20 protein-coding genes are annotated in these 25,327 nt (G+C 57.8%); 2 read left to right on the top strand and 18 right to left on the bottom strand.

Translation table 11 applies throughout. The annotated features are described in order from the left end of the window. Positions 1-34: 34 nt before the first annotated feature. From INT39_RS12625 to INT39_RS12655, 7 genes are all read right to left on the bottom strand, one after another. Entirely contained in the window at positions 35-3,181 is a 3,147-nt protein-coding gene (locus INT39_RS12625) for an efflux RND transporter permease subunit (RefSeq protein WP_193074280.1), read from the bottom strand. Next, positions 3,178-4,239 (bottom strand): efflux RND transporter periplasmic adaptor subunit, encoded by a 1,062-nt coding sequence (locus INT39_RS12630; RefSeq protein WP_193074281.1) that lies wholly within the window; start codon positions 4,237-4,239, stop codon positions 3,178-3,180. Before INT39_RS12630 ends, INT39_RS12625 begins: the two co-directional genes overlap by 4 nt. A gap of 81 nt (positions 4,240-4,320) precedes the next feature. After that, the gene (locus tag INT39_RS12635; protein WP_193074282.1) at positions 4,321-5,106 is read right to left on the bottom strand and encodes a dienelactone hydrolase family protein; all 786 of its coding nucleotides are present in this window, start codon (positions 5,104-5,106) and stop codon (positions 4,321-4,323) included. Positions 5,107-5,443: 337 nt separating this feature from the next. Then, positions 5,444-7,348 carry a molecular chaperone HtpG gene (gene htpG / locus INT39_RS12640; RefSeq protein ID WP_193074283.1) on the bottom strand — a complete coding sequence of 635 codons (1,905 nt, stop codon included), beginning with the start codon at positions 7,346-7,348 and terminating at the stop codon, positions 5,444-5,446. Between the two features lie 98 nt (positions 7,349-7,446). Further along, positions 7,447-8,448 carry a hypothetical protein gene (locus INT39_RS12645; protein ID WP_193074284.1) on the bottom strand — a complete coding sequence of 334 codons (1,002 nt, stop codon included), beginning with the start codon at positions 8,446-8,448 and terminating at the stop codon, positions 7,447-7,449. Between the two features lie 46 nt (positions 8,449-8,494). Beyond that, positions 8,495-8,926 carry a PaaI family thioesterase gene (locus INT39_RS12650; RefSeq protein WP_193074394.1) on the bottom strand — a complete coding sequence of 144 codons (432 nt, stop codon included), beginning with the start codon at positions 8,924-8,926 and terminating at the stop codon, positions 8,495-8,497. A 2-nt stretch (positions 8,927-8,928) separates the two neighbouring features. Then, entirely contained in the window at positions 8,929-9,393 is a 465-nt protein-coding gene (locus INT39_RS12655; RefSeq protein ID WP_193074285.1) for a PaaI family thioesterase, read from the bottom strand. 163 nt (positions 9,394-9,556) lie between these two features. Between INT39_RS12655 and INT39_RS12660 the strand changes: the two genes are divergently transcribed. Then, positions 9,557-9,913: a hypothetical protein gene (locus INT39_RS12660; RefSeq protein ID WP_193074286.1), complete on the top strand. Its 357-nt coding sequence runs from the start codon at positions 9,557-9,559 to the stop codon at positions 9,911-9,913. A gap of 71 nt (positions 9,914-9,984) precedes the next feature. On the opposite strand, the gene INT39_RS12665 is transcribed toward INT39_RS12660, so the two are convergent. The 11 genes from INT39_RS12665 to sdhC all read right to left on the bottom strand — a co-directional run bounded on the left by INT39_RS12665 (position 9,985) and on the right by sdhC (position 23,685). After that, entirely contained in the window at positions 9,985-10,737 is a 753-nt protein-coding gene (locus INT39_RS12665) for a DUF599 domain-containing protein (protein ID WP_193074287.1), read from the bottom strand. A 23-nt stretch (positions 10,738-10,760) separates the two neighbouring features. After that, positions 10,761-12,071, bottom strand: coding sequence for a branched-chain amino acid transport system II carrier protein (gene brnQ, locus INT39_RS12670; RefSeq protein ID WP_193074288.1), 1,311 nt, complete (start codon positions 12,069-12,071; stop codon positions 10,761-10,763). Positions 12,072-12,235: 164 nt separating this feature from the next. Next, positions 12,236-13,117, bottom strand: a complete 882-nt coding sequence (gene sucD, locus INT39_RS12675; RefSeq protein ID WP_193074289.1) for a succinate--CoA ligase subunit alpha — start codon at positions 13,115-13,117, stop codon at positions 12,236-12,238. After that, a complete protein-coding gene (sucC, locus tag INT39_RS12680; RefSeq protein WP_193074290.1) occupies positions 13,117-14,283 on the bottom strand; it encodes an ADP-forming succinate--CoA ligase subunit beta in 1,167 nt (388 codons plus the stop codon). The genes sucD and sucC overlap by 1 nt, the downstream gene beginning before the upstream one ends. Positions 14,284-14,490: 207 nt before the next feature. Further along, positions 14,491-15,927 (bottom strand): dihydrolipoyl dehydrogenase, encoded by a 1,437-nt coding sequence (gene lpdA, locus INT39_RS12685; protein WP_193074291.1) that lies wholly within the window; start codon positions 15,925-15,927, stop codon positions 14,491-14,493. 102 nt (positions 15,928-16,029) lie between these two features. Next, complete coding sequence (odhB, locus tag INT39_RS12690; protein ID WP_193074292.1) at positions 16,030-17,271, bottom strand: 2-oxoglutarate dehydrogenase complex dihydrolipoyllysine-residue succinyltransferase; 1,242 nt, start codon at positions 17,269-17,271, stop codon at positions 16,030-16,032. A gap of 35 nt (positions 17,272-17,306) precedes the next feature. Then, positions 17,307-20,144 carry a 2-oxoglutarate dehydrogenase E1 component gene (locus tag INT39_RS12695; RefSeq protein WP_193074293.1) on the bottom strand — a complete coding sequence of 946 codons (2,838 nt, stop codon included), beginning with the start codon at positions 20,142-20,144 and terminating at the stop codon, positions 17,307-17,309. A gap of 300 nt (positions 20,145-20,444) precedes the next feature. Further along, positions 20,445-21,149, bottom strand: coding sequence for a succinate dehydrogenase iron-sulfur subunit (locus tag INT39_RS12700; protein WP_193074294.1), 705 nt, complete (start codon positions 21,147-21,149; stop codon positions 20,445-20,447). 11 nt (positions 21,150-21,160) lie between these two features. Beyond that, positions 21,161-22,933: a succinate dehydrogenase flavoprotein subunit gene (sdhA, locus tag INT39_RS12705; RefSeq protein ID WP_193074295.1), complete on the bottom strand. Its 1,773-nt coding sequence runs from the start codon at positions 22,931-22,933 to the stop codon at positions 21,161-21,163. A gap of 3 nt (positions 22,934-22,936) precedes the next feature. Next, positions 22,937-23,305, bottom strand: coding sequence for a succinate dehydrogenase, hydrophobic membrane anchor protein (gene sdhD, locus INT39_RS12710; RefSeq protein WP_193074296.1), 369 nt, complete (start codon positions 23,303-23,305; stop codon positions 22,937-22,939). Next, positions 23,299-23,685, bottom strand: a complete 387-nt coding sequence (gene sdhC / locus INT39_RS12715; protein ID WP_193074396.1) for a succinate dehydrogenase, cytochrome b556 subunit — start codon at positions 23,683-23,685, stop codon at positions 23,299-23,301. The genes sdhD and sdhC overlap by 7 nt, the downstream gene beginning before the upstream one ends. Before the next feature lie 351 nt (positions 23,686-24,036). On the opposite strand from sdhC, the gene gltA reads away from it, so the two are divergent. Continuing rightward, positions 24,037-25,311 (top strand): citrate synthase, encoded by a 1,275-nt coding sequence (gltA, locus tag INT39_RS12720; protein ID WP_193074297.1) that lies wholly within the window; start codon positions 24,037-24,039, stop codon positions 25,309-25,311. Positions 25,312-25,327 lie beyond the last annotated feature (16 nt).

Here is a 25,327-nt window from a genome sequence, read left to right on the forward strand (position 1 = left end):
CTACTTTCATTATCGACGGGCATCCGGTGAATCTCTAGCCGTCAGCCCTTCTATCACCCCTCTGAATATCACCTGTTATGGTGACACTCTCCTCTGCTTCCAGTTGCCGCTGAAGAGCATTGGGCGAACCTGTCTTGCGTGCCAGCAGACTGTACAGCACGGGAATCAGAATCAAGGTGACCGGCATCGATACTCCGACGCCCCAGACCACCACTATGCCGATCACTTCCCGGGTTTCGGCCCCCGCCCCGGCTGAGAAGATCAGCGGCAATGCTCCGGCAATGGTGGTCACTCCCGTCATCAGAATCGGGCGCAGGCGCAGCACGCTGGCCTCGACCAGCGCCTCATCGAAGGAACGACCAGCGTCACGCAGCTGATTGGCGAACTCGACAATGAGAATCCCGTTCTTGGCCGCCAGCCCGATCAGCATTACCAAGGCAATCTGACTGTACAAGTTGAGACTGTGGCCGGCGAACCACAGGCCGATCAGTCCTCCCCCGATGGCCATGGGTACCCCGAGCATGATGACCAGTGGATGCACGAAGCTTTCGAACAGAGCAGCCAGCACCAGAAAAATCACCACCGCACCCAGCGCGAACACGAACATGATCGAGCCCCCGGCGTTGCGCAGATCCAACGATTGGCCCTTGTAGTCGATCACCAGCGTTTCCGGAAGATTGTCCCGGGCCAGTTGCTCGACATGATCCAGCGCATCACCCAGCGCCAACCCGGGCAACATGGAGGCATCAATGGTGATGGCACGGTTGCGGTTGTAGCGGTTGAGGTTGGTCGAGCCCGCATACTCCTCGATGGTGATCAGGTTCGACAGTGGAATCAGCTCGCCGCTGGTGGCCGCGCGTACGTAGATATTCTCCATGCTGGAGGGCGTTCGCTTGTCGAGTTTCTCGGCTTCGAGGATCACATCGTACTCCTCACCCTCATCCAGATAGGTGGTGACGCGGCGCGAACCAAGCATGGTTTCCAGGGTGCGACCAATGGTGCTGACATTGACGCCAAGCACAGCGGCACGGTCATAGTCGATATGTACCTCCAGCTGTGGCTGGGTTTCCTTATAGTCGGTGTCGATATTGATCAGGCCAGGGTTATCCTGCTCGAGTTGCTCCAGCAGAATATCTCGCCACTGTGCCAACTCATCGTAGGTGCCGGCGCCGCCGATCACCAACTGAAAGGGCTGGTCGCGCCCGGCCCCGAAGCCCTGGCGCATGATCGGGATGATGCGCACTCCGCTCAGGTCCACCATCCGACCGCGCAGCTCCTCGATAATCTCGGTTGCCGGACGGCGGTCGGCCCAATCGTTCAGCACCACGTTGACCATGCCGCTATTGAAGGTAGTGACGGCACCGAAGGAGCGCGGAGCTCTTACCATGATGCGTGACACTTCGCCGGATTCAACCAGATCCAGAACCCGTGATTCGATCTCATCCATGTAATCGACCATGTAATCGTAGGTCGCGCCCTCCGGACCATTGACCATGATCATGAACACGCCGCGATCTTCGATGGGCGTGTACTCGTTGGGCAGCAAGGTGATCAGCCAGATACTCAGCACGGACAGTCCAGCGAACAGCAACACGGTGAGCCAGCGCAGGCGCAGCGCCTGCAATAGCACCGTGCGGTAGACTGCCCGACTGCGGCGCAGAACCGACTCAACGGCACGCATCAGCCGATTGTTGCTGTCGCTGGGGCGCAATATCTTGGAGGCCAGTGCCGGTGACAATGTCAACGCGACAAAGCTGGAAAATACCACGGCCGCCGCCATGGTCAGGGCAAACTCGGAAAACAACTTGCCAACATCACCTTGCAGGAAGGCAATAGGTACGAATACCGCGATCAGCACCAGGGTGGTGGAGACCACCGCAAAGCCAACCTGTCGCGCACCGCGATAGGCGGCCACCAACGGCGTCTCGCCCTCCTCGTCCATACGTCTGCGGATGTTTTCCAGAACAATGATGGCATCATCCACCACCAGCGAGATCGCCAGCACCAAGGCCAATAGTGTCAGCAGGTTGATGGTAAAACCGAACATCATCAGCGCGATAAAGGTCGCCGTCATCGACACCGGTAAGGTCACCGCCGGGACCAGTACGGCCCGAGGGCTGCCGAGAAACAGGAAGATGGCCAACACTACCAGCATCAGCGCGATCACCAGGGTGCGGTAGACCTCCGAGATCGCGCCTTCGATAAAGATCGAACTGTCAAAACTGGGGCTCAATTGCATGCCGTCGGGTAGTGTCGGGTTGAGCTGTTCGACCAGCTCGGCCGCCGCTCGGGAGATCTCCAGAGTATTGGCAGTGGATTGACGTTCCAGGCCGACGCCGACCATGGGCACCCCATTGCCACGAAACAGGCTGCGCTGCTCCTCGGTGCCGCGCTCAACCCGCGCCACATCACCAAGGCGCACCAGGTAATTGTCATCACCCCGCGCCACCACCAGCCGGGAGAAATCCTCGGGCGTACTGAAAGCACGCTGCACACGTACCGTGAACTGGCGATCAAACGATTCGATACTGCCGGCAGGCAATTCGACGTTCTCGTCTCGCAACGCCTGTTCGACGTCCTCCACCGTGAGGTTATGCGCGGCGAGCAGCTCTGCATCCAGCCAGACACGCATGGCCCAGGGCTGCGCCCCACCAACCCGGACTCTGGCCACACCGGTGATATTGGAGAAGCGGTCGACCAGATAGCGGTCGGCGTAGTCGGTCAGTTCGGGAACCGAGAGACGGTCGCTATTGAGGTTCCACCAGACCACCACATCCTGGTTGGCATCCTGTTTCTCAATCTCGGGTGGGTCCGCTTCCACCGGCAGATCGGGCAGGATTCTCGAGACGCGATCACGCACATCGTTGGCCGCCTCACTGACATCTCGGTCTATGGAGAAGCGCACGGTGATCTGTGAACGCCCGTCCTGACTTCTCGATTCGATGAACTCGACACCTTCGATACCGGCGATATTTTCTTCGATGATCTGGGTGACCTGCGAGTCGATGATGCTCGCTGATGCGCCGCGGTAAGTGGTGTCAATGCTGACAATAGGGGGATCGATGTCCGGGTATTCACGCAGCGGCAATGTCTGGAAGGCCACCAGCCCGAAGATGATCAGCAGCAACGACAAAACCGTGGCGAAGACCGGGCGCTTTACCGAGACATCGGAAAGAATCACGGGCGGACTTCCTCGACCACCTTGACCTCAACCGGCTGGCCGGGACTGACTCGGAAGTTGCCATGGGTAATCACCTGCTGATCCCTGACCAACCCTTCGAGCACCTCGACCATGCCCGCGGTACGCTCGCCAATCTGTACCTGCAACCGCCCAGCGACGGTCTCGCCGTCCCGCTCGGTCACCCCCATGACAAATTGTTGCTTGCCCAACGGCAGCAGTGCTCCCTCGGGGATCACCAGTGCCTGGCGCGGTTCACTTTCCACGTATACCGTCATCAACATACCTGGACGTAACAACCCTTGCTCGTTGGGAATCAGCGCGCGTACACGGATCGAGCGGGTGACCGCGTCCACTTCATTGTCCAGTACCGCGATCTCACCCTCAAAAACGTGCTCGGGAAACGCGCGACTGCGGGCAGTGATCGGCTGGCCCGGATGAATGTCCGCCAACTTCACTTCCGGTACGCTGAAGTCCAGCTTCATGATGCTGTCATCGTGCAAGGTCGCAACCGTCATGCCCGGCGACAACAAGGTACCGACACTTACTTCACGCAGGCCCACCACACTATCGAAGGGCGCACGGATCAGCCGATCGGCGAGCCGCGCCTCCACCGCCCGTAACCGGGCCTTGGCGATATTGAACTCACGGGTGCGATTATCCAGTTCCTGGCGGGAAAGGTACTTGCTCTCGATCAGCTGCCTGGCGCGCTGCAACTGTTGCTCGGCATCGGTTACGCCAGTGCGTGCCTCATCCAGTTGTGCCAGCTGTTCGCGGTTGGTCAGCGCCACCAGGATATCCCCGGCCTTGACTCGTTGCCCGTCGCTGAAATTGACTTCGGAGATGGTTTCCGTAAGGTTGGCAGCGAGTACCGCAGTCTCGTTGGCATAGAGCGTGCCCAACGCCTTGATCTGGCTGGCGATGCGAATTTCCCGGACCGGTTCGACCGTCACCTGCAGCAGCGCCGTTTCTGCAGCCTGTACCAGGGAAAGAGACAGGGGAAAACAACAGGCCGCGCACCAGAACACAACACGCTGCCCGTTCTTCATCAGCTTCATCATCCAATGATTCCTTCGGAGGTATACGGCTTCGATCAGTCATCATACCGACCGAAAGCAGCCCGAAGTGTGACAAAACCAGTATCAATCAGCCAGCGTTTCATTGAAAAACATTCGCATTTGCGAGAGTGCCCGTTCAGCTACCCGTGGATTGTATTCCGCCTGCCCTTTCACTTTGGCCGTGGGATCGGTGAATGAGTGCACCGCTCCCCCGTAGCTGAGTAACTGCCAGTCACTTACCTCAGCACTGCGCATTTCCTGCTCGAATGCCGCAACCTGCTCCGGCGGTACATAAGGGTCATCCGCACCGTGCAGTACCAGGAGCGGCATGCCTATGGCTTTCGCATCTTCGGGGTTTGGTGTGTCCAGGTTTCCGTGAAAAGACACCGCACCACCGATCTCGGTACCTGAGCGTGCCAGCTCCAGCACCGCTGTGCCGCCAAAACAGAAACCGATGGCACCCAGCCTAGCCGCATCCAACGCTACCTTGTCCACCTGCGCCTTGAATACATCCAGCGCCGCATTGACCCGCTCGCGCATCAATGTCCGGTCTGAACGTACTACTGATGCAGCGGCGCCCGCCGCTTTGGCGTCGGCAGGCCGAATATCTTTGCCGTATAGATCGGCGACAAACACGATGTAGTCAGAGCCTCCGGCGCGGAATGCCTTCTTCGCTGCGTGCTCGGTGACACCCATCCAGTTCGGCACCATCAACAAACCCGGCCGCTGCTCGGTCACCGCATCGTCATATACCAGCAATCCTTGATAGGGCTGGCCATCGATCTCGTAATCCACCGTTTGAGTAATCATATCCGCCTGCGCCAGCCCGACCGCACCGGTCATCATCAGAGAGGTAAAAATCTTTTTCATGCAGTTGTCCCCTGCAAGAGTATTGAGTAAGCAGAATAGTCGAGAGAAATGAAGAATCCACAAACCGGATAGAACAGGCAGCCGTCCGGTGGAGCGCCAGGGCAGTTGACGTACCCCACCCCAGAAGCTCTGGAGTGGGGGAACCATCGGATAGCGAGTGCTGGCCTCAGACCAGATCGTTCCCATGCTCCAGCGTGGGAATGCATGTTGGGATGCTCTGCGTCCCGGTTCTGGCGCCGTGCAAGCAGCCGGGCCAGACACAGAACACGGGAAGTATCGCGCACACAAAAACGCCCGGCGCGGTATTCCGGGCCGGGCGTGGGTGTTGCTCTGTGGTTTACTTACTCAATTCCACCAACAGGGCGTTCAGGCGGCGTACATAGCTGCCTGGATCTTGCAGGGCTTCGCCAGCGGCGAGTGCGGCCTGGTCGAAGAGGATGTGGGTGAGGTCAGCAAAGCGCGCCTCATCCTGCTCCTGGTCGAGCTTGTCCAGTAACGGATGCGCCGGGTTGATCTCCAGGATCGGCTTGCTTTCCGGGGCCTTCTGGCCGGTAGCTTCGAGGATCTTGCGCATCTGCAGACCCATGCCGTCCTCGGTAACCACCAGTACCGCCGGGGAGTCGGTCAGACGGTGGGACACCTTGACCTCATCCACGTCGTCCTTGAGCACATCCTTGACGCGCTGTACCAGGTCCGCCTTGGCCTTGGCCACTTCGTCCTGCGCCTGCTTGTCTTCTTCGCCTTCCAGCTGACCGAGATCCAGATCACCACGCGCCACATCGACAAACTGCTTGCCCTTGTACTCGCTCAGGTGGCTCATCAGCCACTCATCGATACGGTCGGTCAGCAGCAGCACTTCGATACCTTTCTTGCGGAAGATCTCCAGGTGCGGGCTGTTCCTCACCTGGCTGTAGCGCTCGCCAGTGAGGTAGTAGATCTTGTCCTGACCTTCCTGCATGCGCTCGATGTACGCGTCGAGGCCGACCACTTCGCTGTCGTCGTTCTGCGCAGTGGAAGCGAAGCGCAGCAAGCCGGCAATCTTCTCGCGGTTGGCAAAGTCTTCTGCCGGACCTTCCTTCAGGACGCTACCGAACGCATTCCAGAAGCTGGTATATTTTTCGGCATCTTTCTTGGCCAACTTCTCCAGCATGTCGAGCACCCGCTTGGTCAGTGCCGACTTCATGCTGTCGATAGCCGGATCCTTCTGCAGGATCTCCCGAGAAACGTTCAGCGACAGGTCGTTGGAGTCGACCACGCCTTTGATGAAGCGCAGGTACAACGGCAGGAACTGTTCGGCATCGTCCATGATGAACACGCGCTGCACATAGAGCTTCAACCCGCGAGGTGCTTCGCGCTGGTACAGATCGAAGGGTGCACGGGCAGGCACGTACAGCAGACTGGTGTATTCCAGTTTGCCTTCGACCTTGTTGTGACTCCAGCTCAGCGGGTTGTCGAAGTCGTGCGAGACATGCTTGTAGAACTCCTGATATTCCTCGTCCTTCACCTCGGTACGCGAACGAGTCCACAGCGCACTGGCGCGGTTAACGCTCTCCCATTCCGGCTCGGTGGGCTGCTCCTGCTCTTCACCCGTATTCTGCTTGGGCAGTTCGATCGGCAGGGAGATATGGTCGGAGTATTTCTTGATGACGTTGCGCAGACGCCAGCCATCGGCAAACTCGCTTTCATCCGCTTTGAGATGCAGTACGATGCGAGTACCGCGCTCAGGCTTATCGATGTTCTCGATGGTGAAGTCACCCTCGCCCGCCGATTCCCAGCGCACCCCTTCGGCGGTATCAGCACCGGCGCGACGGGTAAACACCTCTACTTTGTCTGCGACGATGAAAGCACTGTAGAAACCCACACCGAACTGACCGATCAGACTGGCGTCCTTCTTCTGGTCGCCTGTCAGCTGCTGCATGAAAGCGGCGGTGCCCGATTTGGCGATAGTACCCAGATGGCTGATCACTTCTTCGCGGGACATGCCGATACCGTTGTCCTCGATGGTCAGGGTATTGGCTTGTTCGTCGGCGCTGATGCGAATCCGCAGATTGGGCTCGCCTTCCAGCAGCTCAGGCTTGGCGATGGCTTCGAAACGCAATTTATCCGAGGCATCCGAGGCGTTGGAAATCAGCTCGCGGAGAAAGATCTCCTTGTTCGAGTACATCGAGTGGATCATCAGGTGCAGCAGCTGCTTCACCTCAGTCTGAAATCCAAGCGTTTCCTTTTGGGCTTCCACGGTCATGTTTGCAGTATCTCCATGTTTCACAAGGGACTTTGCCCGACACTCGCGGGCGGATGAGTCCTTGATGGGGACGCTGCGGGGCAATTTCAAGGCGCGACTCAGAGGTCGTTGCGCGCCTCGACCTTACGGATGTCCAGCATGTGAAAGTGCAACTCGATCTGATGCGGCCCCCGAGCCTGTGCCAGGATCAGCCGCTCTTCCTCGCTGAGTTCTTTAAAGATGCCCAGATGGGTGCGGCCTGACCAGGTCGTCAAGCGTACCCTGGAGCCGGAGAACAGCTGTGGCTCGTCCATCAAGGCCAGCAGACTCAATTCCTGCCACTGCAGCGGCGGGTTCTTCTCTTTCGTTGCGTCAGCTGCTGCTTGCTCGGCGACTTTATGCAGCTCAAGCTGTTCCAACTGTTCGGTCTTCACGCGCTCCTGCAACCATGCGGGAGCTGAAGACAATTCGATGCGGCCAGTGAGCCAGGTGCTGTAGATCGTCGGCAAATGCAGATGTATGCGCCCCTCGACACGACCGTCAACCGGTTCGGCAAGATCCAGACTCAGACTGTAACCCTCTGTCACTTTGCGCAGCCCCGGTGCGCTCAGGGCGCCGGTGTACCATTGCAGAATGAGTTCCGGCCAGGCGCCGTCATCGCTGGGCAGGCGTTCGATGGTTGGCTCGCGCAACAAGTCCTGAGCAGCGCCAAAGCGGATGGTCAGCGCGCGTCGCACTCGATCCGCCGGCCCTTCCTCGAAGACCAGATCCTCACCACGCCAGACTATGCGCTCCGGCGCAAATGGCTGGCCCATGATAGTGCCCTGCAGATCGCTGGCAGCCGATGCACTCACTGCCCAGCGACCCGACAGCAGCTGGTCCAGGCGCTCCGGCTGATGCTGGTAGAGCTGCGTGGCACCGAGAAGGATGCCGAGAATGCCCAGCAATAACAGCAGGCGCGGCCATACCGGATAACCGCGGCCGCGGACCAATAGCGTGAGAGGAGCAGCCAGCAACGCAAACAACATGCGTCCGACCGACAGCCGAATGGCAGAGATGACCAGCCACACCCAGCCCAGCACCAACAAGACAGCACCAGCCAGTATCAACAAGGCTTCCATGTCCTGAATATCTCCTATTCCTTTAGGGCACGTGCAGGATGCGTGCTCAGTCCAATTTGAAGTGGGCCCGCGCTGTCGCCACCGGTTCGTCTGACCGGGTTTGCCATGCGGTAATCGCCACATTACCTACTCGCCGCCCCTGGCGCCATACCTGACAGGTAGCATAGGTATCTCGGGATAACCCAGCGCGCAGGTAATCCACGGAGAAATCGATGATCTTCGGGAAGTTCTGACTGTTCATGCTGACCATCAGGTGCAACATGGCAGCCTGCTCCATGAACCCGGCCAAGACGCCGCCATGCAACGCGGGCAGCATGGGATTGCCTATATTGTCTGCGTTAAGAGGCAGATGAAAGACCATTTCCTCGCCCAACCGCAGCACTTGCATTCCGAGCATCCGCGCATAGGGTATCTGCGCAATCAACGGCATGTAATCGCCTGAATTATGCGCGTCTCGTATCAGTTGCTCGATATCCATAGTCACTCTGCGGCTCCCTGAAGTATCTTCGCCTGCCCGGCGCTGAGTGCCGTTTTGCCCATACGCATAAACGTGCCTACGACGTGGGCAATAGGCTCTTCTCGGCTGTGCTGATAGGCCTCGCCTCGAGTGAAGATCACCGTCGGGGTCACTCTGTAGCATTCAGCGAAGCCGAAAATAGGTTTGCCCGGCTCGGCTGGATGCATGTAGTCGATACGCAGATCCAGCGTCGGGCATATCTCGAAGTCGTCCAGATAGCAGACTGTCGAGATGCCACAGCAGGTATCCATCAGCGTGGTGATGGCGCCACCATGAACCACACCAGTGACAGGATTGCCGATAATCAAATCGCTATAAGGCAACTGTATGACCAGGCCATCCTTGTCCGCCTGCTCTACCGTCATGCCAAGCATCTGGCAATGACGCAGCACTGAAAGAAAACTCCGTGCACGTTGTTCGATGGTCATAGAAAAATTCGGATCCGGTATGCAACAAAGTGGCGAATTCTAGCAGATCGCAACTGGCTGGCGAGAAAACGACGCACCTCGTGGCCATAGGTTTTAGCGAAGCGGGAACTTCTTTGCCCTGATGCAGGACTAACCTCCCGTGAATCATCACTTGGAGAATCAGATGAAAAAGCTTTGCTTAACGGCCGCCCTGGTGGCCAGTCTCGGATTGCTGGCAGCCTGCCAGGACGAGCCTGAAGACAAGATGGAATCGGCTCAGGAGTCGATGTCCGATGCGATGGACAGCATGGGTGATGCTGCCAAAGAAACCGGTGAAGCCATTGAACAGAAGGCCGACCAGACCTTCAACAATGAACCCACCACTGGGGAGCGGATTCAGGAAAATCTGGATGAAGCTGGTGACCAGGTTGCTGAAGCCTATGACGACACAACCGATTACCTGAAAGAGAAAGGTCAGCAGGCGCAGGATGCGGCGGTTGATGCGAAGAACGATCTCAAAGAGCGGGCCAACGGCGAATAACCTTTCAGGTTCTTGCTGTATCCCACGACATTACCGGCCGCTTATGCGGCCGGTAATGTTTTCGGCTCTTACTATTCGGGAGTTGCCGGCGCATCGCTCGAGGATTCGGGAAACTGTGCTGGTGTTGCCATCAGCACTTCCAGCACTGTGGAGCGAAACTCCCGCCGATACAACACATACACTACGCCCGTGGTGATGCAGATGAATGCCCAGGGGTTGATGAACCAGCTCAGCATTCCCAAAGCGAAGTAGTAGGAACGCAGCCCCAGGTTGAACGAATGCGCCGCCATGGAGAGAACCTTGGCCGCGCGACTGGCGAACGCCTTGCGCTCGATTTCGCTGACATGCTTCTCCCCCACTAACGGCGCCGAACCAAACAGGACCGAGGCGAAGTTGTATTGGCGCATGGCCCAAGAGAACGTGAAAAACGCATAGACAAAGATGCCGAGCATGATCAGCAGCTTCATTTCCGACATTTCACGACTGACCTGCGCCACGAACGGCAGATCACGCAGCAGACTCTGTGCCTGATCCGTCGCCCCCATGACCGTGATCAGACCCGCCAGAATCAGCAGCGTACTGGAAGCGAAGAACGACGTATTACGCTCCAGATTACTGATCAGGCTGGCGTCGGCGATACGTTGCTCCCGCAGCAGCAGCCTGCTCATCCAATCCTTGCGATACAGATGCAGAACGCTCGCCAGGCAGGGCGTATCCCGTCCCTTGTACCATGCATAGCGGGTATAGCCGATCCAGCAGAACATGAACCAGCAGAATGCGGCGAGATTCAGCCACAACGATCCAGCATCGGGTAAGGCGTTCATCCAGTTCCCTTCAACAAATTTGATCAGGCGCGCTGCACCCTGCCGTAACGCAGATGCTCGACAAGCAATGCCGCCGCCAACATGAGGATCGCCGGCACCAACCAGCCCAGCCCTTGGGAAGAGAACGGCATTGCGCTCATCCAGACGGTATCACGGGCCATGAAGCCAGCGGCCTTCAGGCCATCCATGATACCGAATACCAGAGCAACCAGCATGACAGGCCGCATTATGTTCTGCGGACGTGCCAGACTGCTCGAGAACAGCCCCAGACAGACCAGCACAATTGCCAAGGGGTACAGGCCAACCAGCACCGGGACGGAAATGCGGATCAGGCTATCCAGGCCTTGGTTGGAAACGGCCATGCAGAAAATAGTGAATACCCACACCACCTGCGTATAGCTGACCGGAAATTCCCGACTGAAAAATGCACCACAGGCAGAGATCAGCCCCACCGCTGTGGTCAGACAAGCCAGAGTAATCACCACCGCTAACAGCAAGCTACCTGCGGTACCGAAACGATACTGGACGAAGGCCGCCAGGATCTGCCCACCGTTGGCACCCTCACCGACCAGCGAACTGCTGGTTGAGCCGAGCTGGAACAGTGCCAGATACACCAGTGCCAACCCGATCGCGGCAATCACCGAGGCGATGATCGTATAGCGGGTGACGATATGGGTTTCCTGTACCTGCCGATCCCGAATCGCGCGGGTGATTACCACACCAAACACCAATGCACCCAACGCGTCCATGGTCAGATAACCCTGCAGAATACCTTCAACCACCGGACTCTGCTTATAGGCTGTGGCGGCCTCGCCCACCTCACCTGCGGGGAACAGCACAGCGGCAATACCCAGTGTCACCAATGCCAGCAGCAATACCGGGGTGATCAGCTTGCCGACATTATCCACCAGTCGCCCCGGCCTCAACGCCAGGAAAAGCACCACGGCGAAATACAGCAGCGAGTAAACCAGCAGCGTTTGCCAGCTCTCTCCCACCAGTCCCACTACGCCTACTTCATAGGACACCACAGCGGTTCTTGGGGTAGCGAACAGTGGCCCGATAGCCAGATAGACCAGTACAGCGAGAACCAGCCCCGGCAGCCGACCCAGCGGTGCGGTCAGATCCTGGATGCCGCCGCCTACCCGCGCCAGGGCAACCAGGGTGAGCAGCGGAAGACCTACCGCGGTAAGCAGAAAGCCCAACGCAGTGGGCCACATATTTTCCCCGGCTGACAGGCCAGCACTGGGAGGAAAGATGATATTGCCAGCTCCCAGAAACAGGGCGAATGTCATGAAACCGAGAGCCAGAATATTGGCCGGCGATAATGTTTTCATTGAAGTTCTTCTATCAGGACTGCCTGGTAGAGACAGCATTGCGGGCATTATAAACAAGCCGGTGGACAAATGGGGGGCTTGCGGTCATTTCGCGAACGCGAATAGCCGGTGCACAATGACAAAACCCCGCCGAAGCGGGGTTTTGTCTGACGTTCAATGAAGTATTACTTCATTGCCCAGCCAGTCAGCTCGGACAGTGCCTTGCCGATGTCGGCCAGCGAGCGAACGGTTTTGACGCCCGCGTCTTCCAGTGCAGCAAACTTCTCGTCGGCAGTACCCTTGCCGCCGGAGATGATTGCACCGGCATGGCCCATGCGCTTGCCTTCCGGCGCAGTAACACCCGCGATGTAGGACACCACCGGCTTGGTCACATTGGCCTTGATGTAGGCTGCTGCTTCTTCTTCCGCGCTACCGCCGATCTCGCCGATCATAACGATCGCTTCGGTCTGCGGATCATTCTGGAACAGCTCCAGAATGTCGATGAAGCTGGAACCCGGGATCGGGTCGCCACCGATACCAACACAGCTGGACTGACCGAAACCGGCGTCAGTCGTCTGCTTGACCGCTTCGTAGGTCAGGGTACCGGAGCGGGAAACGATGCCCACTTTGCCCGGCTGGTGGATGTGACCGGGCATGATGCCGATCTTGCATTGACCAGGGGTGATGACGCCCGGGCAGTTAGGCCCGATCAGGCGTACGCCCAGCTCGTCACACTTGACCTTGGCATCCAGCATGTCGAGGGTAGCGATACCTTCGGTGATGCAGACGATCAGCTTGATACCTGCGTTGGCGGCTTCAAGAATGGAGTCCTTGCAGAACGGAGCCGGAACGTAGATCACCGACGCTTCAGCGCCAGTCGCCTTGACCGCTTCTTCAACAGTGTTGAAGACCGGCAGGCCCAGATGCTCGGTACCGCCCTTACCCGGAGTAACACCACCGACCATTTTGGTGCCGTATTCGAGGGCTTGTTCGGTGTGGAAGGAACCCTGGGAACCAGTGATGCCCTGGCAGATTACCTTGGTGTTCTTGTCGATCAGGATGCTCATTACTTGCCCTCCGCCGCTTTCACGACCTGTACTGCAGCGTCGGTCAGACTGGTTGCTGCGATGATGTTCAGACCACTTTCAGCCAGTACCTTGGCGCCCAGTTCGGCATTGTTGCCTTCCAGACGTACCACGACCGGCACCTTGACGCCCACGTCCTTGACCGCACCGATGATGCCTTCGGCAATCATGTCGCAACGCACGATGCCGCCGAAGATATTGACCAGAACTGCGGCCACATTGCTGTCGGACAGGATGATTTTGAACGCTTCAGTAACGCGCTCTTTGGTAGCACCGCCGCCCACGTCGAGGAAGTTGGCTGGCTTGCCACCGTGCAGGTTGACGATGTCCATGGTACCCATGGCCAGACCGGCGCCGTTGACCATGCAGCCGATGTTGCCGTCCAGTGCAACGTAGTTCAGCTCGAACTTGGCAGCGTGGGCTTCACGGGCGTCGTCCTGAGACGGGTCGTGCATGGCACGCAGCTTGGGCTGCCGGTACAGCGCGTTGGCGTCGATGTTGATCTTGGCGTCCAGGCAGTGCAGGTTGCCGTCTGTCTTGATGACCAGCGGGTTCACTTCCAGCAGAGCCAGATCGTAGTCGGCAAAGAGCTTGCCCAGACCGACGAAGATGTTGGTGAACTGCTTGATCTGGTCGCCTTTCAGGCCCAATTTGAAAGCCAGGTCACGACCTTGGTAAGGCTGTGGGCCAACCAGCGGATCGATGGTGGCTTTCAGGATTTTTTCCGGGGTTTCCTCGGCAACCTTCTCGATCTCGACACCACCTTCGGTGGAAGCCATGAAAACGATACGGCGAGTGGAGCGATCCACTACGGCGCCCAGGTACAGTTCCTGGGCGATATCAGTGCAGGATTCAACCAGAATCTTGGCGACAGGCTGACCATCGGCATCAGTCTGATACGTCACCAGACGTTGACCCAGCCACTTTTCGGCGAAGGCCTTGGCATCTTCTTTGCTCTTGACCAGCTTGACGCCACCGGCTTTCCCGCGACCACCAGCGTGAACCTGGGCTTTTACCACCCACTCAGTACCACCAATAGTGTCACAGGCTTCAGCTGCTGCTTCGGGAGTCTCGACAGCGATGCCCTTGGAGACAGGAAGACCGTATTCAGCGAACAGCTGCTTCCCCTGATATTCGTGAAGATTCATTCGTTTGTACCGTTGTTCGTATGAATTCATAACGGTGGTCAAGCGCGAACGCACCACCGTCACCTATCAGGTTGTCGGATCAGAACTCCGACACACCCGGTTCACCCAGCATGGGGTGATGGTCAGTCCGTTGACCTTGCCTTATGAATGGCAACCAGGCTGCCGGCGCTTCTATACAGAGGCACCGGCAGCAACTGGGATGATTCCTCAGCGTTTCTTGCGATTGGCAATGTGAATGGCCTGACCACTCACTGCCAGAGCAGCTTCCTTCATCGCTTCCGACATGGTCGGGTGCGCGAAGACCATCATGCCCAGATCTTCAGCACTGGTGCCGAATTCCATGGCGATAGCGCCCTGCTGTACCAGCTCCGCCGCACTTGGACCAATCACGTGGACACCCAGTACGCGGTCAGACTTGGCGCAGGCAATGACTTTGACGAAGCCGGCGGTGTCGTTGGCCGCCATGGCACGACCGCTGGCAGCGAAGGGGAATACGCCGACGTTCACGTCAACGCCTTCGGCCTTCAATTGCTGCTCATTCTTGCCGACCCAGGCTGCTTCGGGATGAGTGTAGATAACCGAAGGAATCAGATCATAGTTCATCTGGGCCTTGTGTCCGGCGATACGCTCGGCGACTACCACACCCTCTTCCGATGCCTTGTGAGCCAGCATCAGACCACGGACCACGTCACCGATGGCGTAAACGCCCGGTACCGAAGTGGCGCAATGGTCATCGACGTACACATAGCCCCGCTCGTCCAGGGTAACACCGGCGTCCGCAGCCAGCAGATCGGTGGTGACCGGGCGACGGCCCACAGCAACGATCAGCTTGTCGAAGACGATTTCCTGGTCGCCCTTGGCGTCGGTGAACTTGACGGTCACTTCTTCGCCATTGACTTCGCTGGCGGTAACGCGCGCGCCCAGCAGTACCTTCAGGCCCTGTTTGGTGTAGATTTTCAGCGCTTCCTTGGACAGCTGCTCATCAGCTGCTGGCAGGAACTTGTCCAGTGCTTCAATGACAGTCACTTCAGCGCCCAGGCGCGACCATACCGAACCCAGCTCCAGACCGATGACACCGGCACCGATCACACCCAGACGCTTGGGTACAGCCTGGAATTCCAGTGCACCGGTGGAGTCGACGATAATGTTCTGATCGACCGGGGCCGGCGGAATTTCCACAGGACGCGAGCCGGAGGCCAGAATGACGTTCTCGGCGGCCAGCACTTCAGTGCTACCGTCTTCCTTGGTGATTTCTACCTGTTTGCCGGACAGCAGCTTGCCGTGACCCTGGTAAACAGTCACGCCATTGGCCTTGAGCAGCCCGCCTACGCCACCGGTCAGGTTCTTGACGATCTGGTCCTTGCGGCCAATCATCGCTGACACGTCCATGCTCACTTCACCGGTAGTGATACCGTGAACATTGAAGGAATCCTTCGCTTCGTGGTATTTCCAGGAACTGTCCAACAGCGCCTTGGAAGGAATACAACCCACGTTCAGGCAGGTGCCACCCAGGGCCAGCTTGTCGTCCTTGCCCTTGTACTTCTCGATACAGGCGGTTTTGAGACCCAGTTGGGCTGCACGGATAGCGGCTACATAGCCCCCTGGACCGGCGCCGATGACCACTACATCAAATTTTTCGCTCATAAACCAATTCCTCTGTTTGCAGCTATGTGCTTAAAGCTGCCGATGGGGATACCGCCGACAGCATGCCGCTTGAAGCATTGAAACCTGTGACTGCCGCCGGGATCAGATGTCCAGCAACATGCGCGCCGGATCTTCCAGCAGTTCCTTGATCGCAACCAGGAAGCTGACCGCTTCCTTGCCGTCGATCAGACGGTGGTCATAGGACAGCGCCAGATACATCATCGGCAGCACTACCACCTGCCCGTTTACAGCCATCGGACGCTCCTGGATCTTGTGCATGCCCAGAATGGCCGCTTGCGGCGGGTTGACGATCGGTGAAGACAGCAGCGAACCGAATACACCACCATTGGAAATGGTGAAGGTGCCGCCAGTCATTTCTTCCATGGACAATTTGCCGTCACGTGCCTTGCGGCCGTACTCGCCAATAGTGCCTTCAATTTGTGCCAGGCTCATGAACTCGGTGTTACGCAGTACCGGAACCACCAGGCCGCGGTCACTGGAAACGGCAACGCCGATATCCTGATAACCGTGATACACAACGTCCTTGCCGTCGATCGAGGCGTTGACCGCAGGGAAGCGCTTCAACGCCTCGGTAGCAGCCTTGACGAAGAACGACATGAAGCCCAGGCGGACGCCGTTGTGCTTCTTCTCGAACAGGTCCTTATATTTCTTGCGCAGGTCCATGATCGGTTTCATGTCGATTTCATTGTACGTGGTCAACATGGCCATGCTCGACTGCGCATCGACCAGACGCTCGGCGATGCGAGCGCGCAGGCGGGTCATGGGGACGCGCTTCTCGACGCGGTCACCTTCGCTCAGTACCACGCTGGAAGCAACAGCAGCGGCGGGCTTGGCGGCCGGTGCAGCGGCCGCCGCCGGAGCGGATTTCTTCGCTTCGATGGCATTGAGCACGTCTTCCTTGGTGACGCGACCACCCTTGCCGGTGCCCTTGAGCTCAGCCAGGTTCAGACCACTTTCCTCGGCCAGCTTGCGGGCAGCCGGATTCAGCAACTGATCATCGCCTGCGCTTTCACCAGCGGCGGGCGCTGCGGCAGCAGGTGCCCCGGCGGCAGGTGCTGCCGCTTCGGATTTGGGGGCCGCGGTGGCGCCGTCATTCAATGTACCCAGCAACTCAGCGCTGAGCACGGTTTCGCCTTCGCCCTTGACGATGTCACCCAATACGCCATCGGCTTCGGCCAACACTTCGAGAACCACTTTGTCGGTTTCGATATCAACGATCAGCTCATCACGCTTGACTGCGTCGCCGGGTTGTTTGTGCCAAGTTGCAACAGTACCGTCCGCGATGGACTCGGGAAATGTCGGGGCCTTGATTTCAATAGCCATTGTCGATCCTTAAATAAACTGTGTTATGCAGAGGCTCACGCGTAGAGCGCATCCTGCAGGAGTTTCGCCTGTTCTTCCGCATGTACGGAGGGGTAGCCGCCGGCAGGTGCCGCAGAAGCCTCTCGTCCAGCGTAGTCCAGATACAGATTGCTGACGCTGTGTTCCGCCAGAACACGGCGCATATGGTGCTGGCTGCAATACCAGGCCCCTTGGTTCATGGGCTCTTCCTGACACCAAACGACTTTCTTCAATCCGGCGTAAGGTGCCAGCACCTCGGCCAGATCATCTTCAGGGAACGGATACAGCTGTTCGATACGGACAATGGCGACGTTCTCGGTACCATCCGCGCGGCGTTTTTCCAACAAGTCGTAGTACACCTTACCGCTGCACATGACCACCCGATCGACCTTCGCCGGATCGATGGCATCCGCTTCCGGAATCACGGTCTGGAAGGACCCTTCAGCCAGATCTTCCAGTGTCGAGATTGCCAGTTTATGACGCAGCAGTGATTTCGGTGTCAGCACCACCAGCGGCTTGCGCAGCGGGCGGATCACCTGACGGCGCAACAGATGGTAGATCTGTGCCGGCGTCGTCGGTACGCAGACCTGAATATTCTGCTCAGCGCACAACTGCAGGAAACGTTCCAGACGGGCAGATGAATGCTCAGGGCCCTGACCTTCATAACCGTGTGGCAGCAGCATAGTCAGGCCACACAGGCGACCCCACTTATGCTCACCACTGGTGATGAACTGATCGATTACCACCTGGGCACCGTTGGCGAAATCACCGAACTGAGCTTCCCACACGACCAGCGCGTTAGGCATGGTGGTAGCGTAGCCGTACTCGAATGCCAGTACCGCCTCTTCAGACAGCAGCGAATCATAGATATCGAAACGCGGCTGGCTTTCGCTCAGATTCGCCAGCGGGATGTAGGCACCCTGCTCCTTCTGGTTGTGTAGCACCGCATGGCGGTGAGAAAACGTGCCGCGGCCGACATCCTGACCGGTGATACGCACCGGGTGATTTTCGTGCAGCAGCGTGGCGTACGCCATGGTCTCGGCAAAACCCCAGTTGATCGCCAGACCACCGGCAGCCATCTTGCTGCGGTCCTCGACAATCTTGCCGACCTGCCGCTGCACCACCAGGCCATCTGGCAGGGTGTTCATGCGGGCGGCCAATTCCTGCAGGGTTTTCAGATCAAAACGGGTATCGTGGCGTGCTGTCCACTGGTGGCCCAGATAGGGAGTCCAGTCGACGAAGGATCCGGTGTCCGGTTCCTTGACCAGACTTTTCACTACGTGGTCACCGTTATCCAGCGCAGTACGGTATTCCTCGATCCGCTCCTGTACTCCATCAGTATCCAGCACTGCTTCTTCGACCAGGCGCTTGGCGTAGATTTCACGGGTGGTAGGATGCTTGGCGATGACGGCGTACATGCGCGGCTGAGTACCGGAGGGCTCATCCGCTTCGTTGTGTCCGCGACGACGATAGCAGACGAGGTCGATCACCACGTCACGCTTGAACTGCATGCGATAGTCAACGGCCAGCTGGGTCACGAATAGCACAGCTTCCGGATCATCACCATTCACATGGAAGATCGGCGCCTGAATCATCTTGGCGATGTCGGTGCAATATTCGGTGGAACGGGCGTCATCCTGGCGGTTGGTGGTGAAGCCGACCTGGTTGTTGATCACGATATGTACAGTGCCACCGGTCTTGTAAGCACGGGTCTGGGACATCTGGAATGTCTCCATGACCACACCCTGACCGGCGAAAGCCGCATCGCCGTGCATACTGATCGGCAGCACCTTGTCGCCGGTGGCGTCTTTGCGACGATCCTGGCGAGCACGCACCGAACCTTCAACTACCGGAGAGACAATCTCCAGGTGCGAGGGGTTGAATGACAGTGCCAGGTGGACTTCACCGCCGGAGGTCATGACGTTGGACGAGAAGCCCTGGTGGTATTTCACGTCACCGGAGCCGAGGTCAATCATCTTCTTGCCTTCGAACTCGTCGAACAGCTCACGCGGATTCTTGCCCAGGGTATTGACCAGTACGTTGAGACGACCACGGTGAGCCATGCCCAGTACGACTTCACTGACGCCGTAAGAACCGGAGCGCTGGATGATCTCGTCGAGCATGGGAATCAGGCTCTCGCCACCTTCCACGCCAAAGCGCTTGGTGCCGGGATACTTGGTACCAAGGTACTTTTCCAGGCCTTCGGCCGCGGTCAGACGCTCGAGCAGATGACGTTTGCTCTCCACCGAGTGTTGCGGCTTACCACGCACACCTTCCAGGCGCTGCTGGAACCAGCTGCGCTGACTGGAATCAACGATGTGCATGTATTCAGCACCGAAGGTACCGCAGTAGGTCGATTTCAGCGTTTCAAGAATTTCGCGAAGGGGAGCTTCTTCCTTGCCGATGTTCAGCTCACCGGTACGGAACACCGTATCCAGGTCGGCATCGGTCAGGCCATACTCGGCCAATGTCAGATCAGCAATCTCTTCCCGTTCCCACAACCCCAGCGGATCGAGGTTGGACGCTTGGTGGCCGCGCATCCGGTAAGCCTGGATCAGACGCAGAACGCCGACCTGCTTCTTGTCACGTTCGCTGCTGACCTGGCCACCGCTTGCTGCCTGCGGGCGACGGGTGCTCTGAGCGAGCGACAGAAAGTGCTCACGAATAGTGGAATGGGAAATGTCCGATCCAGTGAAACCGTTGATCTGGGGCAGCTTATCGAAGTAGCTGCGCCATTCCTCGGCAACACCGTTGGGATCGTGCAGATAGAGCTCATAAAGCTCTTCAACATAGGAGGCACTCCCACCCGACAGGTGAGAGGTACTCCACAGCTGCTGCATTTCGCTGTCTGGCATGCTAGGTCACCCTCTATAAGGGGACACCACCTGGCGCAAAGACCATTAATAGGCAATGAAATTGCCTTCCGTGCAGAACAGCCAGATGAGCATTCGGCATTGTCCCTGCCAGTCGCTCTGCTCTGTCACATTCCGCGAAACCGGAATATTGCCGGCCCCGACAGATAGTTCGGGTGTTACCCGTTGCCCCTGTTGGTTTAGGTACATCTGACCGCCGCTTTGTGAGCGTCGGTCTGAATTCTTTACTGGCCGGCTCCTACTCAGAAGCCGGCTCAGGCTTACTGTAGTGCAGAGATCGACTCAGGTTCCACTTTGCAGCAGCATGTTGCGGATATGTCCGATCGCCCGGGTCGGGTTGAGACCTTTAGGGCAGACGTTCACGCAGTTCATGATGCCACGGCAGCGGAATACGCTGAACGGATCATCCAGTGCCGCCAGACGGTTCTCGGTCTCGGTGTCACGGCTATCCGCGAGGAAGCGGTAAGCTTGCAATAAACCCGCGGGACCGATGAACTTGTCCGGATTCCACCAGAACGAAGGGCAGGATGTCGAACAGCATGCACAGAGAATACACTCGTACAGGCCGTCCAGTTTTTCCCGCTCCTCGGGCGACTGCAGGCGCTCGATGGCCGGCGCCGGCGTGTCGTTCTGCAAATATGGCTGAACCTTCTCGTACTGCTTGTAGAAGATGCTCATATCGACGACCAAGTCACGGATTACCGGCAAACCCGGCAACGGACGCAGCACCAGCTTGTTTTTCTTCACTACACTGGACAGTGGAGTGATACAAGCGAGGCCGTTCTTGCCATTGATGTTCATGCCGTCCGAACCACAGACACCTTCGCGACAGGCACGACGGTATCCCAGGCCCACGTCCTGCTCCTTGGCCAACTCCAACACATCAAGAACCATCAGGTCCTTGCCGTCGGTGTCGATCTGGAAGTCCTGCATGTAGGGCGCGTTATCGCGCTCAGGGTTGTAACGATAGATACTGACTTGCAACATATCGGATCCCCTTAATATGTGCGGACTTTAGGTTCAAACACCGGAACAGTCTTCGGCGCGAAGTTGACCGCGCGCTTGGTCAGCTGCTTGGTCTGCGGGTGGTACATGCTGTGGCACAGCCAGTTTTCGTCATCACGCTCTTCGTAGTCTTCACGAGCGTGGGCACCACGGCTTTCCTTCCGCGCTTCAGCAGCGATGGCGGTAGCTTCGGCCACTTCCAGCAGGTTCTGCAGTTCCAGCGCTTCGATCCGTGCGGTATTGAACGCCTGGCTCTTGTCACCGATCTTGACGTTGGCAATACGCTCACGCAATGCCGCCAGCTCAGCAATACCCTTCTGCATGTATTCACCAGTACGGAATACACCGAAGTAGTTCTGCATGCAGCTCTGCAGCTCTTTACGCAGCGGCGCAACATCTTCACCGGTAGAGCGCTCATTAAGACCGGACAGGCGAGCCAGAGAGGCCTCGATATCCGACTCGGAAGCGCCACGGTGCTCGATACCTTCCTTCAGTGCGCTTTCCAGGTGCAGACCAGCGGCACGACCGAACACCACCAGGTCGAGCAGTGAGTTGCCGCCCAGACGGTTGGCACCGTGTACGGATACGCAGGCGACTTCGCCAACAGCGAACAGACCGTCGATGATCTTGTCGTTACCTTCAGCGTCCTGGGTAATAGCCTGGCCATGAATATTGGTGGCAACCCCACCCATCATGTAGTGGCAGGTCGGCACAACCGGTACTGGCGCAGTCACCGGATCGACGTGGGCGAAGGTCTTGGATAGCTCGCAGATACCAGGCAAACGACTGTGCAGCACTTCCTCACCAAGGTGATCAAGCTTCAGCAACACGTGGTCGCCGTCGGGACCGCAACCGTTACCGGCCAGGATTTCCTTGACCATGGAACGGGCCACAACGTCACGACCGGCAAGGTCCTTGGCGTTAGGCGCATAGCGCTCCATGAAACGCTCGCCATGCTTGTTGATCAGGTATCCACCTTCACCACGGCAGCCTTCGGTGACCAGTACACCTGCGCCGGCGATACCGGTCGGGTGGAATTGCCACATTTCGATATCCTGCACCGGCACGCCAGCGCGCAGCGCCATGCCGACACCGTCGCCGGTGTTGATCAGTGCGTTAGTCGTGGAGGAGTAGATACGTCCTGCACCACCTGTTGCCAGCACAGTGGCCTTGGCACGGATGTAAGCGGTTTCACCGGTTTCAATGCAGATGGCAATGACACCCGTGAAAGCGCCGTCCTGGTTCTTGACCAGATCAACCGCATACCACTCGTTGAGGAAGGTGGTGTTGTGCTTGAGGTTGGCCTGATACAAGGTGTGCAGCAGAGCGTGACCGGTACGGTCGGCAGCTGCGCAGGTGCGGGCAGCCTGAGTCGGGTTATCCGGCCCTTTGGACTGACCACCGAACGGACGCTGGTAGATGCGGCCCTGCTCGGTACGGGAGAACGGCAGGCCCATGTGCTCGAGCTCGAACACCGCTTCGGGACCTACGGAACACATGTATTCGATCGCGTCCTGGTCACCGATGTAGTCGGAGCCCTTGACGGTGTCATACATGTGCCAGCGCCAGTCATCATTCGGGTCAGCCGAGGCGATGGCACAGGTGATGCCGCCTTGGGCGGATACTGTGTGCGAACGGGTCGGGAACACCTTGGTTACAACGGCAGTCTTATGACCGCCCTGAGCCAGTTGCAGCGCTGCGCGCATACCGGCACCACCACCACCAATGATGATGGCGTCAAAAGTCAAAGTACGCATGTTAGACATTATTTAAAGACCCCAAAGAATCTGTATGCCCCAGACGAACAGGACGAACATCGCCAGACCGCAAACCACCTGGAACAGGAAGCGCAGCACAGTGGCGGCTTTGCCAAAGGCCATGGGCGTGAGGTAATCGGTGGAAATGGTCCACATGCCGACCCAGGAGTGAACGCTCAGCGCAACCAGCGTGAGCAAACTGAAGATGCGCATGGCATTGTTGCTGAACAGCGCACTCCAGTCAGCGTAGGTCAGGCCCGGATTGAGAATCAGGTAACCAAGCAGAAAAATCGTGTAAACCGCCAGCAGAACGGCAGATACGCGCTGCGCCATCCAGTCATACAGGCCGCTACGCGACAGGTTGGTGACGTTGGTTACCATATCCATACTCCCAGCAGAACAATCAGAATGACGGCGATGACAATCAGCAGCTTGGCGCCCAGCTGACCGCTCTCCAGCCCTTCACCTACACCCGCATCCATCACCAGGTGGCGAATACCCGCTACCAGGTGATACAACAGGGCAGACATAACACCCCAGAGCACCAGCTTGGCGAATGGATTTTGCAGGCATGCCTTTACTTGCTCAAAACCGTTTTCGGAACTCAATGATGTGTCCAACATCCAAAGCAGGCCTGCAATGGCGATGAACAGAATGATCCCCGAAATCCGGTGAGCAATAGACGTATAGGCGGTAACAGGAAGCTTGATTGTCCTGAGATCTAGATTGACAGGTCTTTTGCTATTCACGGCTATCTTCACACTCATGGCCCTGTGGTCAGGGCTGGTTATAGGAAGGTGTGGATCACACCCAAATGACGCGCGGCGCAGCCTCAAGGAAGAAGCCGAAATGGGTCACTTTGCCGGTCAAGGAGTATAGTGACTTGGTCGCCTGATTACAATCGGCGAAAGCCCTGCTACCCAGCCCCGGAGCGGCGCTCCAACCTCACCAGTGCGGCAAATGCGCGCATCGCACTTTGTCAATGGAACCTTTGCATAAAGTCGATTCGTAAAGTCTATCGGTAGAATTGACAAACGGGTTTTTGACCTTATAGTGATGCGGGCCCTGCGTGGGGGGTCACACTTTCGATACAGCAAAACAGGAGGCCATCAATGGCTGACAAAAAAGCGCAGTTGATCATCGAGGGCGCTGCCCCCATCGATCTGCCTGTCTATTCGGGCACTTTGGGTCCAGACGTCATAGATGTTCGCGGCCTGACAGCTGAAGGCGTCTTCACATTCGACCCCGGTTTCATGGCGACCTCGTCCTGCGAATCCAAGATCACCTTCATTGATGGCGACAAAGGCGTTCTCTTGCATCGGGGCTACCCGATTGAGCAGCTGGCGGAAAAGTCTGATTTCCTTGAAACCTGTTATCTGCTGCTCAAGGGCGAACTGCCCACCGCAGAAGAGAAGCAGAAGTTCGACAGCACCATCAAGAACCACACCATGGTTCACGACCAACTGAAAACCTTCCTCAATGGTTTCCGTCGTGACGGCCACCCGATGGCAATCATGTGTGGCGTAGTGGGTGCCCTCTCCGCGTTCTACCACGACTCGCTGGACATCAACGATCCTCAGCATCGCGAAATCTCAGCCATCCGCCTGATCGCCAAGATGCCGACCATCGCCGCCATGGTCTACAAGTACTCCATGGGCCAGCCGCTGATGTATCCGCGCAACGAGCTGGGCTATTCGGAAAACTTCCTGCACATGATGTTCAACACGCCGGCGGAGATCAAACCGATCAACCCGGTGCTGTCCCGCGCCATGGACCGGATCTTCGTATTGCACGCTGATCACGAACAGAATGCCTCGACTTCTACCGTTCGTCTGGCCGGTTCGACCGGTGCCAACCCCTTCGCCTGTATCGCTGCGGGTATCGCTGCATTGTGGGGACCCGCCCACGGCGGCGCCAACGAAGCCGTTCTGCGCATGCTGGACGAGATCGGTGATGTATCCAACATCGATAAGTTCATTGCCAAGGCCAAGGACAAGGACGACCCATTCAAGCTGATGGGCTTCGGTCATCGCGTATATAAGAACTTCGATCCCCGCGCCAAGGTCATGAAAGAGACCTGCGACGAGGTGTTGGGCGAGCTGGGGATCAACGATCCGCACCTGGAATTGGCCATGAAGCTGGAAGAAATTGCTCTGACCGACCCCTACTTCATCGAACGCAATCTGTACCCGAACGTCGACTTCTACTCCGGCATCATCCTCAAGGCCATCGGCATTCCCGCCGAGCTGTTCACTGTGATCTTTGCCACCGGCCGTACTCCAGGCTGGATCGCACATTGGAACGAGATGATCAGCGGTCCGTACAAGATCGGTCGTCCGCGCCAGCTGTACACTGGCCACACCAAGCGCGACTACCCCAGCAAGTAAGTCGCAGCTCGAGTCA

This window comes from Pseudomonas sp. FME51, assembly GCF_014897305.1.